Origin of the sequence: Sphingomonas sp. (assembly GCF_019746015.1) — a bacterium.
GTDB lineage: Bacteria > Pseudomonadota > Alphaproteobacteria > Sphingomonadales > Sphingomonadaceae > Sphingomonas.
On sequence record NZ_JAIESM010000089.1, the window covers coordinates 1 to 10,326 of the forward strand.

Sequence of the window (10,326 nt, forward strand, 5' to 3'; positions counted from 1 at the left end):
AGCTTGCCGTCGAGCGCATAGCGCCGCACTTCGCTTTTCACATCGACCAGATATTCGGCGATGATGATGCCGCCGACAATATTGGCGGTCTCCAGCGTCGCCTTGTCCTCCGGCACCAGTTCACGGATCGCGGGTGCGGCTTCGGCAAGATCGAGCGTTACCAGCCTCAGACGGGGTGCGCCGTTATTGGTCTTGAAGAAGAATCTGGTGCCGACATTGCCGGCAAACGCCCATTCGTAATCCAGCCCCTTGATGAGCGTGCGCGGTTTGGCTCCCGGCTGGCTGAGGTCGACCACGGTAATTTCAAATCGGCGGTCAGTGCCCTCGGTCGTGGTGATTACCAGCCAGCGGCCGTCATCGGTTACCTGCGTCGAATGGCCACGGCGCGGCTTGTCGGGCGTTGCATAGACCAACCGGTCCTCGCTCTGCGGCGTGCCCAGCCGGTGGAAATAGATGGTCTGGTTCTCGTTCACCGCCTGGTAGAGCTTGTCCGCCGGCGGTTCGGGAAAGCGCGAGTAGAAGAAGCCCGAGCCATCCTTTGCCCAGGTGCCCAGCTGGTTCTTCACCCAGTGGATTTCGTCCCCGGTATCCTTGCCGGTCGCAACGTCCAGCACCTTCACCGTGCGCCAGTCGCTGCCGCCATCCTGAATGCCGTAGAGCAGCTTGGTCCCATCGTGCGAGGGGCGCCATTCGGCCAGCGCAGTCGCGCCGTCCTTTGCCCAGCTATTGGGGTCGATCAGCACGCGCTGCGGCCCGTTCAGGCTATCGCGCGCATACAGCCCCGACTGGTTCTGCAAACCCGAATTACGCGTGTAGAAATAGCGGCCGCCCGCCTGCACCGGCACGCCGAACCGCTCATAATTGAACAACGTCTTCAGCCGCAGCCGGAACGTGTCCCGGCCGGGCAACGTGGCGAGATAGGCGCCCGTCACCTGATTTTCAGCGGTGACCCAGGCGCGCACCTCCGGGTCGTTACGCACATCATTTTCCAGCCAGCGATAGGGGTCGGCCACCTTTACCCCGAACTGCTCCTCGACGACATCGACACGGCGGGTCTCGGGATATTTCACAAGCGTCTCCGGCGTGGCGGCGATTGCGGCGGCGGGCAGGAACAGCATCAGCGGCAACAGGCGCATTCACGAACCCCCAAATGGCAAAGGAGCCGCGACCCTATCAGCCGCGACTCCTTTGTGAAGTGCCAATTCGTTGCGCAGCCGCGCGTCGGTTCAGGCGGCTTCGTCGAACGCGTCGTCGTCACTCAGGACCGGGCCGGAGTCCTGGCCCTTGGCCGCCTCGTCACGATCGACGAACTCGATGAATGCCATCGGCGCGGCATCCGACGCGCGCGGGCCGGCCTTGATGATGCGGGTATAGCCGCCATTGCGGTCCGCATAGCGCGCGGCCAGAACGTCGAACAGCTTGGTCAGCTGCGCGTCGTCGAGCAGGCGGGCATGCGCCAGACGACGGTTGGACAGGCCGCCACGCTTGGCGAGCGTCACCAGCTTTTCGACATAGGGGCGAAGTTCCTTCGCCTTGGGCAGCGTGGTTTCGATCTGCTCATGCTTGATGAGCGCAGCCGCCATGTTGCGGAACAGGGCCGCGCGGTGGGCGGAAGTACGGCCAAGCTTGCGGCCGCCGACGCGATGACGCATTTTTCAGTCTCCGTTCGTTCAGGGGCCGTCTTACGGAACCCCGGACCAGGTGGCGCTTTGCAGGGGCCACCCTTACCCTGTCATTTGCCGATGGGCGGGCAGCACGGCCATGCCGCGCCACCCGAACCCGATCAGCCCATGATCTCCTGTTCCAGCTTCTTGGCCATTTCCTCGATATTCTCAGGCGGCCAGCCGGGGATTTCCATGCCGAGACGCAGGCCCATGCTGGACAGCACTTCCTTGATCTCGTTGAGCGACTTGCGCCCGAAATTGGGGGTGCGCAGCATCTCTGCCTCGGTCTTCTGCACCAGATCGCCGATATAGATGATGTTGTCGTTCTTCAGGCAGTTGGCCGAACGCACCGACAGTTCCAGCTCGTCGACCTTCTTCAGCAGATAGCGGTTGATCTGCTGCGTGTCGCCCGCGGCTTCAGCACCCGCCGCCGGCGCCGCGACGCCCGTCGGCACGCTGCGCGCCACCACCGAATCGTCGAAGTGCACGAACAGCGCCAGCTGGTCCTGCAGGATGCGGCCGGCATAGGCCACCGCGTCATCAGGCGTCACCGTGCCGTCGGTCTCGATCGTCAGCGTGAGCTTGTCATAGTCAAGCTCCTGCCCGACGCGGGTGTTCTCGACCTTGTAGCTCACCTGGCGGACGGGCGAATAGAGCGCATCGACCGGGATCAGGCCGATCGGCGCATCGGCGGGGCGGTTGGCCGTCGCCGGGACATAGCCCTTGCCGATATCGGCGGTCAGTTCCATGTTCAGCGTCGCGCCATCGTCCAGGTGGCAGATGACGAGATCGGGGTTCATCACCTCGATATCGCCCGACACGGCAATGTCACCCGCCTTGACTTCGGCCGGACCGGTGGCCGACAGCTGCAGCCGCTTCGGCCCTTCGCCCTGCATCTTCAGGGCGATCTGCTTCACGTTCAGAACGATGTCGGTCACGTCCTCGCGCACACCGGCAAGCGAGGAGAATTCGTGCAGCACATTCTCGATCTTGATCGAGGTAACGGCCGCACCCTGCAGCGACGACAGCAGCACACGGCGCAGCGCGTTGCCAAGCGTCAGGCCGAAGCCGCGCTCCAGCGGCTCGGCGACGAAGGTCCCCTTGCGCTTGCCGTCCCCGCTGGGCTTGCGCTCAAGCGCGTTGGGCTTCTTCAGTTCCTGCCAGTTCTTTGCATTGACGGACACGGGCTTCCCCTAATGATGCGCAGGGCTGGGCGGAGCCCCGCAGGGTGTCGGGCGGGCGACGGCGGGCGATGAAGCCGACGCGCCAGCGCCGCAAAAATCAGACGCGGCGACGCTTCGACGGACGCACGCCATTGTGCGGGATCGAGGTAACGTCGCGGATCGACGTGATCTGGAAGCCCACCGCCTGCAGCGCGCGCAGCGCCGACTCGCGGCCCGAGCCCGGACCCTTCACTTCCACTTCCAGCGTGCGCACGCCATGCTCGGCCGCCTTGCGGCCGGCATCTTCGGCGGCCACCTGGGCGGCATAGGGCGTCGACTTGCGGCTACCCTTGAAGCCCATCATCCCGGCGGACGACCACGAAATCGCGTTGCCCTGGGCATCGGTGATCGTGATCATGGTGTTGTTGAAGCTGGCGTTCACATGCGCGACGCCCGACGTGATGTTCTTGCGTTCGCGCCGACGAATGCGCTGCGGTTCGCGTGCCATATCGGTTTCCTGACCTTGCTGAGCCTGTTGGGCTTACTTCTTCTTGCCGGCGATCGGCTTGGCCTTGCCCTTGCGGGTGCGCGCATTGGTGTGCGTGCGCTGGCCACGAACCGGCAGGCCCTTGCGATGGCGCAGGCCGCGATAGCAGGCCAGGTCCATCAGCCGCTTGATGTTCACCGCAGTCTCGCGGCGCAGATCGCCCTCCACGGTGTGATCGGCGTCGATGGTCTCGCGGATCTGCAGCACTTCCTGGTCGGACAGGTCCTGCACGCGGCGCTCCGGCGTAATGCCCAGCTTTTCCGTGATCTGCTTGGCCTTGAACGGGCCGATGCCGTGGATATAGGTCAGCGCGATCACCACGCGCTTGTTGGTCGGGATGTTGACGCCCGCAATACGTGCCATGTAGCGTAATCTCCTGCTCCACAGGCCGGGGCATGGCTGCACCCGTCCCATCTCATCGCGTTGTTTTCCTAAACGCGCGCGGGCGGCGGGCGCTGTGGCGCGCCGCCGTCCTCGGTCGTCGTTGGAAGACGGGCCGGATAGACCCCGAGTCGATGGCTGTCAAGCGGCGATCGCAGCGCCTTGCCGCTTGCACAGCACCGCCGGCGGGCACATTATGGCCACGGCTTCCGCAAGGGAGGGACGCGCGATGCCCTGGCTGTTCATGCTGTTCCTGTCGGTTCATGTTGCGGCCGGCACGGTTGCGCTGATCAGCGTCTGGGCCGCGCTGTTCACGCGCAAGGGCGGCGATGGCCACCGCTATTGGGGAAAGCTGTTCACTGCGGCGATTTACTGGGCCGCGGCGATGGCGCTCGGCATGGGCACGCTGTCGCTGCGCTGGCCGCTCGCCATGCATGAGGGGCTGACCGATGCGGCGCTCTATCGCGGCCTGCTGGGCTGGATGATGCTCTATCTGGGCGTGCTGGTGATCAACATGACCTATTATGGCCGCCAGATGATCATCAACAAGCGCGACCACCGCGCCAACCGGCGCTGGCCGATGGTGGCGCTCCAGTTTCTGGTCCTCGGGCTGGGCGCCACCTGCCTGGTGCAGGGCATCACGCTCGCCCAGCCGCTGATGGTGGTGGTATCGGTGATCGGGTTCGGCACCACGCTCACCTATTTGTGGTACATCTATCGCGGCGAGGTGCCGCGCGGCGCCTATATCCTGGAACATCTGAAGGCGATGTGCGCGACGGGGATCGCCGCCTATACCGCGTTTCTATCCGTGGGCCTCATCCGCATGTTCCCCGCCCACGCCTTCAACCCGTGGATCTGGGCGCTGCCGACGGTCATCGGCATGGGGTTCATCATTTATTTCCTTCGGCTCTATGCCTTGCCCAAGCCCGTGAGCAGCGAGCGCCGGCAGATGGAGCACGCGTAGAATTGGTTTCAGCTTGGCTGGAACGGTGACGGCACCGGCCCGCTCCCCCACCCGGCCACCCACAAGATACTGCCGTTGGGTGGCCGGGTGGGGGAGCGGGCTGGCGCCGCTTCAACCACATTTAAGAGCACGCCTAAGGCGCTGGCGCTTCCGCCGCTGCCTTCAGATGGGCAAGCTGCACCGCCAGCACCGCGTCCACCTTCGTTGCCATCGCTTCTGCGCCGCCGCGCACAAAGCCGCCAACCACATAGCTGAGCTTGACCACGGTCGCCTGCTCGCCCTGCCGCTGCAAAGTCAGCGTCAAGGCACCCGTTACGCCTTCGGCCTGCAGCGGCCCCAGCGCGGCGTGCAGGCGCAGCGCCCGCCCGGGTTCGACATAGACGACATGCCCATGCTCGACGCTGCCCTTGCCCGGCAGCTTCTCGCAGAAACAGCCGGTTGCCTGTGCATCAAGGTAGAGATTGGCGCTGTCGCCCGAATAGGTGTGCTCCTTGTCCCACCATTTCTGGGGGCTGCGCAGCACGTCCCAAACTGCGTCGGGCGCGGCGTCGATCGTTATCGTCTGGCTGATTTCGAACCCGGCCGGCGTTGCCTGCACGACGTCTGCCGATGCCGGCGTCGAACAGGCCAGGGCGGCGATGGCGAACAGTGCAAGGCGCATGCGAAGGCCCTCCCCTCGCCTGCTTTTAGCGCCGCTGCGGCCACACCGGCAAGCGTGCCGGGCCCCGGCGGGTCGCTCAGTTCGCTGTATCCAGGATCGCCTCGATCTCGCGCGTTACGTGATCGATATCGGCCATGCCGTCCACCCGGCGGACCAGCCCGCGCGCTTCATAAATGGGCAGGATCGGCGCGGTCTTGGCGCGATATTCGGCCAGGCGGGTGCGCACCGTTTCCTCATTGTCGTCGGCACGGCGCTTGAAGTCGGTCGACCCGCAGACATCGCACACCCCATCGACGCGAGGCCGATTGAAGCTGTCGTGATAGTTGGTGCCGCACTTGGCACAGGCAAAACGGCCGGTGATGCGCTTGACCAGCGCCTCCTCGTCCACGTCCAATTCGATGACATGATCGAGCCGCCGCCCGCGCGCGCCCAGCAGTTCGTCCAGCGAATGAGCCTGTGCGGCGGTGCGGGGATAGCCGTCGAAGATCACGCCGCCTTGCGTGTCGGCCTCGTCCAGCCGCTCACCGATGATGCCGGAGACGATGTCGTCAGACACCAGCTCGCCCGCCTCCATCACGGCCTTGGCCTTCAGCCCAATCGCGGTCCCGGCTTTGACCGCTGCACGCAGCATGTCGCCCGTGGACAGCTGCACCATGCCGCGATCGGCCTGCAGCCGCCCGGCCTGGGTGCCCTTGCCCGCCCCCGGCGGCCCAAGCAAGATGATGTTCAACGCCCCCATCCTCTCATCCCTGCCGCTGCGTTAGCGCAGTCGGCCGCCCTTCAGCTTCGCTTTCTTGATCAAATCGCCATATTGATGCGCAAGCAAGTGGCTTTGGATCTGGGTGACCGTATCCATGGTGACGTTGACCACGATCAACAGGCTGGTCCCGCCCAGATAGAAGGGGATCGACAGCGCCGACACCAGATATTCCGGCACCAGGCAGATGACGGCCAGATAGGCCGCGCCGATCACGGTGATGCGGGTGAGCACATAGTCGAAATAGATTTCGGTGTTCTTGCCCGGGCGGATGCCCGGAATGAACCCGCCATGGCGCTTCAGATTGTCGGCCGTCTCTTCAGGATTGAACACCACGGCGGTGTAGAAGAACGAAAAGAAGACGATGCCCGCACCATAGAGCAGCATGTACACGAGCGAGCCATGCTGCAGATACTGGTTGACGGTGATTATCGCGTCCGACCACCAGTTATTGCCCTTGGCGAGGTTGCCGGCAAATTGCGTCACGGTGAGCGGCAGCAGCAGCAGCGACGAGGCGAAGATCGGCGGAATGACGCCCGCCGTGTTGAGCTTCAGCGGCAAATGGCTGCGATCGGCCTGCATGCCGGTGCGCGTCTGGCGCTTGGGATACTGGATCAGGATGCGGCGCTGGGCGCGCTCCATGAAGCAGATGAACAGCACCAGGATGACGACCGCCACGATGATGCCGGTCAGCTTGAACCCGTCCATTTCGCCGGTGCGGCCCTGTTGGAACAGGTTGTAAAGTGTGGTCGGCAGGTTGGCGACAATGCCCGACATGATGATGAGCGAAACGCCATTGCCGATGCCGCGGCTGGTGATCTGCTCCCCCAGCCACATCAGGAACATCGTGCCGCCCAGCAGCGAGATCACCGCGGTGATGCGGAACATGAGGCCGGGCTCCACCACGGCGCCGCCTGCTTCCAGGCTGACCGCGACGAACCAGCCCTGCAACAGGGTGAGCGCGACCGTGCCATAGCGGGTATATTGGTTCAGCCGCTTGCGCCCGCTTTCACCCTCTTTCTTGATCGCGTTGAGCGTGGGGCTGAGCGAGGTCGACAGCTGCACCACGATCGACGCGGTGATATAGGGCATGATGCCGAGCGTGATGAGGCTCGCGCGCTTCAACGCCCCGCCGGAGAAATTGTTGAACAGGTCGAGCACGCCGCCCGAGGTGCGCTCCGCCAGTGCCGCAAGGCCGACCGGGTCGATCCCGGGCAGCGGTACATAGCTGATGAAGCGAAAGACGATCAGCGCCCCGATCGTAAACCAAAGGCGCTTGCGCAGATCGGTTGCCTGGGCGAACTTTGCCAGGCTGATGCTGTTTGCCATTTGCTCGGCTGCGGATGCCATTCACACTCGTCCTGATACTATGGCCGCGTAACGGCCCGACGCCGCTGATATAGGGCGGCGTGCGCGCTTGTCTAATCCGCTTGTCGATCGACGGGCGCCGAAACGACAAACGGCGGGGTTTCCCCCGCCGTTCCGGTTCAGGCCTGCTTGGCCCGCTTGGCGTCGCGCACGCTGTTCTTCTTGGCTGCGGCCTTCTCGGCGCGCGGCACGACATGGATCACCTCAACGGTGCCGCCCAGCTTCTCGACCGCCTCGATCGCGCCCTTCGACGCGCCGGCAACGGTGAAGCTCAGCTTGGTGCTGAACGCGCCCTTGGCGAGCAGGCGCACACCATCCTTGCCACCACGGGCAAGGCCGGCGGCCTGCAGCGCGGCATGGTCCAGCGTGGCGCCGGCGGCAATCTTGCCCGCCTCGACCGCCTTCTGGATCGCGCCCAGATTCACCTCGGCATAATCCTTGGCGAAGATGTTGTTGAAGCCGCGCTTGGGCAGGCGCATGTGCAGCGGCATCTGGCCGCCTTCAAAGCCCTTGATCGAGACGCCTTCGCGGCTCTTCTGGCCCTTCTGGCCCCGGCCAGCGGTCTTGCCCTTGCCCGAGCCGATGCCCCGGCCGACACGCATGCGCCCCTTGCGGGCGCCGTCATTGTCACGCAGTTCGTTCAGTTTCATGTCTTTGCACTCGCTTTCGCTTTTGTCGCGCTGTGGGAAAGGCGTTTAGCCTTCCACCTGCACCATATGGGCAACCTTGCGGATCATGCCCCGCACTTCGGGGGTATCCTCAAGCTCGCTCACGCGGTGCATCTTGTTCAGGCCCAGGCCGATCAGCGTCGCGCGCTGGTCCTTGGTCCGGCGGATCGGCGATCCGGTCTGCTTGATCTTGATCGTCGCCATGCTGCTTACTCCACAATCGCCGCAGCGTCGGCCTCGGCCGCTGCCTTGTCGGCGCCGCCGCGACCCAGCAGGTCGGCAATCTTCTTGCCACGCCGCTGCGCCACTGCCTTGGGCGAGGTCTGGGTGCCCAGCGCCTCGAAGGTCGCGCGGATCATGTTATAGGGGTTGGAGGTGCCGACCGACTTGGTCACCACATCGGCCACGCCCAGCGATTCGAACACCGCGCGCATCGGGCCGCCGGCGATGATGCCGGTGCCCTGCGGCGCCGACCGCAGCGTGACGCGACCCGCACCGAAATGGCCGTTGCCATCATGGTGCAGCGTGCGGCCTTCCTTCAGCGGCACGCGGACCATCGCCTTCTTGGCAGCCGCCGTCGCCTTGGCAATCGCCTCGGGCACTTCGCGGGCCTTGCCATGGCCGAAGCCTGCGCGACCCTTGCCGTCGCCGACCACGACGAGGGCTGCAAAGCCGAAGCGCTTGCCGCCCTTCACCGTCTTCGACACGCGGTTGATGTGGACGAGCTTTTCGATCAGCTCTTCGCCGGTTTCCTCACGACGTTCGTCGCGACGGCCACGGCCATCACGCGCGCCACGCCCGCGACCGTCACCGCGCTCGCCGCCACGGCCACGGCCGCGGCCACGCCCGCCTTCGCGGCCCTCGGTTGCGCCTTCGGCGCCTGCGTTCAGCAGTTCATCGGCCATTGCTTAAAACTCCAGTCCAGCTTCGCGCGCGGCTTGCGCCAGCGCCTTCACGCGGCCGTGGAACAGGAAGCCGCCACGGTCGAACACGACCTTGGTGACACCCGCTTCCTTGGCCTTTTCCGCCACGCGCTTGCCGACTTCCGAAGCCGCCGCAATGTTCGCGCCGCTGGTGCCGCGCAGGGCCTGCTCCAGCGTGGAGGCGGAAGCGATCGTGCGGCCTTCGGCGTCGTCGATCACCTGCGCATAGATATGCTTGCCCGAACGGTGCACGGACAAACGGGGACGGCCCGACCCACGCGCGCGAAGCGCAGTGCGGTTGCGGCGGCGGCGCTTTTCGAAAAGCGACATTCCCTTGGTCGACATCACTTCTTCTTCCCTTCCTTGCGGAAGATGAACTCGCCGCGGTACTTGATGCCCTTGCCCTTGTACGGCTCGGGCTTGCGCCAACGGCGGATTTCCGCTGCCACCTGGCCAACCTTCTGCTTGTCGATGCCCGAAATCTCGACCGTGGTCTGGTCGGGCGTCTTGATTTCGACGCCTTCGGGGATCGCATAGTTGACGTGGTGGCTATAGCCCAGCTGCAGGTTCAGCGTGCGGCCCTGGGCCGCCGCGCGATAACCGACGCCGGTGATTTCCAGCACCTTCGAAAAGCCCGTGGTCACCCCGGTCATCAGGTTGGCGACCATCGTGCGCTGCATGCCCCAAAAGGCACGGGCGCGCTTGCCGTCGTTGGCCGGCTTCACCGTGATTGCGCCATCTTCAAGCGCGTAGACGATCTCGTTCACCGTCGGCATCGACAGCGTCCCCTTGGGGCCTTTCACCGAGATGATACCGTCGGCGATGGTGGCGGTAACGCCAGCCGGAATCGCCACGGCCTTCTTGCCAATGCGGCTCATCAGAACACCTCCGCCAGCACTTCGCCGCCGACATTCTCAGCGCGCGCCTCGGTGTCCGAGAGCACGCCCTTGGGCGTCGAGACGATGGTGATGCCCAGCCCGTTCATCACGCGCGGCAGTTCCTGTGCGCCCGAATAAACGCGGCGACCAGGCTTCGACACGCGCGCGACATGCTTGATCGCGGGCTGGCCTTCGAAGTATTTCAGCTCGATCCGGATTGCCTTGGCGGGGCCGGCGGCCTCCTCGGCATAACCACGGATATAGCCTTCGCGCTGCAGCACATCGAGCACGCGGACGCGCAGCTTCGACGCCGGCGTCAGCACGCTGTCCTTGCGGGCGCGCTGGCCGTTGC

14 protein-coding genes and 1 pseudogene are annotated in these 10,326 nt (G+C 64.9%); 1 reads left to right on the plus strand and 14 read right to left on the minus strand.

Features of this window, described 5'->3' with window-relative positions; all coding sequences use genetic code 11:
- The 5 genes and pseudogenes from K2Y03_RS12080 to rpsM all read right to left on the minus strand — a co-directional run.
- A pseudogene (locus K2Y03_RS12080) lies at positions 1 to 1,136 on the minus strand (S9 family peptidase); the annotation flags it as partial.
- Between the two features lie 90 nt (positions 1,137 to 1,226).
- Positions 1,227 to 1,652 carry a 50S ribosomal protein L17 gene (rplQ, locus tag K2Y03_RS12085; protein ID WP_294090976.1) on the minus strand — a complete coding sequence of 142 codons (426 nt, stop codon included), beginning with the start codon at positions 1,650 to 1,652 and terminating at the stop codon, positions 1,227 to 1,229.
- Between the two features lie 131 nt (positions 1,653 to 1,783).
- Positions 1,784 to 2,848 carry a DNA-directed RNA polymerase subunit alpha gene (locus K2Y03_RS12090; protein WP_294090978.1) on the minus strand — a complete coding sequence of 355 codons (1,065 nt, stop codon included), beginning with the start codon at positions 2,846 to 2,848 and terminating at the stop codon, positions 1,784 to 1,786.
- Between the two features lie 97 nt (positions 2,849 to 2,945).
- Positions 2,946 to 3,335, minus strand: a complete 390-nt coding sequence (gene rpsK / locus K2Y03_RS12095; protein ID WP_066652168.1) for a 30S ribosomal protein S11 — start codon at positions 3,333 to 3,335, stop codon at positions 2,946 to 2,948.
- A 33-nt stretch (positions 3,336 to 3,368) separates the two neighbouring features.
- On the minus strand, positions 3,369 to 3,737 hold the full coding sequence (gene rpsM / locus K2Y03_RS12100) for a 30S ribosomal protein S13 (protein ID WP_294090985.1): 369 nt from the start codon (positions 3,735 to 3,737) through the stop codon (positions 3,369 to 3,371).
- Between the two features lie 247 nt (positions 3,738 to 3,984).
- On the opposite strand from rpsM, the gene K2Y03_RS12105 reads away from it, so the two are divergent.
- Positions 3,985 to 4,719: a hypothetical protein gene (locus K2Y03_RS12105; RefSeq protein ID WP_294090986.1), complete on the plus strand. Its 735-nt coding sequence runs from the start codon at positions 3,985 to 3,987 to the stop codon at positions 4,717 to 4,719.
- 133 nt (positions 4,720 to 4,852) lie between these two features.
- Here K2Y03_RS12105 and K2Y03_RS12110 read toward each other — a convergent pair whose 3' ends face one another.
- The 9 genes from K2Y03_RS12110 to rpsH form a co-directional block, all read right to left on the minus strand.
- Complete coding sequence (locus K2Y03_RS12110) at positions 4,853 to 5,380, minus strand: SRPBCC family protein (RefSeq protein ID WP_294090988.1); 528 nt, start codon at positions 5,378 to 5,380, stop codon at positions 4,853 to 4,855.
- A 76-nt stretch (positions 5,381 to 5,456) separates the two neighbouring features.
- Positions 5,457 to 6,110: an adenylate kinase gene (locus K2Y03_RS12115; protein ID WP_294090990.1), complete on the minus strand. Its 654-nt coding sequence runs from the start codon at positions 6,108 to 6,110 to the stop codon at positions 5,457 to 5,459.
- A 30-nt stretch (positions 6,111 to 6,140) separates the two neighbouring features.
- Entirely contained in the window at positions 6,141 to 7,487 is a 1,347-nt protein-coding gene (secY, locus tag K2Y03_RS12120) for a preprotein translocase subunit SecY (protein ID WP_294090991.1), read from the minus strand.
- Between the two features lie 137 nt (positions 7,488 to 7,624).
- Positions 7,625 to 8,155, minus strand: a complete 531-nt coding sequence (rplO, locus tag K2Y03_RS12125) for a 50S ribosomal protein L15 (RefSeq protein ID WP_294090993.1) — start codon at positions 8,153 to 8,155, stop codon at positions 7,625 to 7,627.
- A 45-nt stretch (positions 8,156 to 8,200) separates the two neighbouring features.
- Positions 8,201 to 8,377 carry a 50S ribosomal protein L30 gene (gene rpmD, locus K2Y03_RS12130; RefSeq protein WP_294090994.1) on the minus strand — a complete coding sequence of 59 codons (177 nt, stop codon included), beginning with the start codon at positions 8,375 to 8,377 and terminating at the stop codon, positions 8,201 to 8,203.
- A 5-nt stretch (positions 8,378 to 8,382) separates the two neighbouring features.
- Positions 8,383 to 9,078, minus strand: coding sequence for a 30S ribosomal protein S5 (rpsE, locus tag K2Y03_RS12135; protein ID WP_294090995.1), 696 nt, complete (start codon positions 9,076 to 9,078; stop codon positions 8,383 to 8,385).
- Between the two features lie 3 nt (positions 9,079 to 9,081).
- Positions 9,082 to 9,441 (minus strand): 50S ribosomal protein L18, encoded by a 360-nt coding sequence (rplR, locus tag K2Y03_RS12140; RefSeq protein ID WP_294090999.1) that lies wholly within the window; start codon positions 9,439 to 9,441, stop codon positions 9,082 to 9,084.
- Positions 9,441 to 9,974 carry a 50S ribosomal protein L6 gene (gene rplF / locus K2Y03_RS12145; RefSeq protein ID WP_294090997.1) on the minus strand — a complete coding sequence of 178 codons (534 nt, stop codon included), beginning with the start codon at positions 9,972 to 9,974 and terminating at the stop codon, positions 9,441 to 9,443. Before rplF ends, rplR begins: the two co-directional genes overlap by 1 nt.
- A partial coding sequence (gene rpsH / locus K2Y03_RS12150; protein WP_294090998.1) for a 30S ribosomal protein S8 occupies positions 9,974 to 10,326 on the minus strand: 353 nt, incomplete at its 5' end. The genes rplF and rpsH, both read right to left, overlap by 1 nt.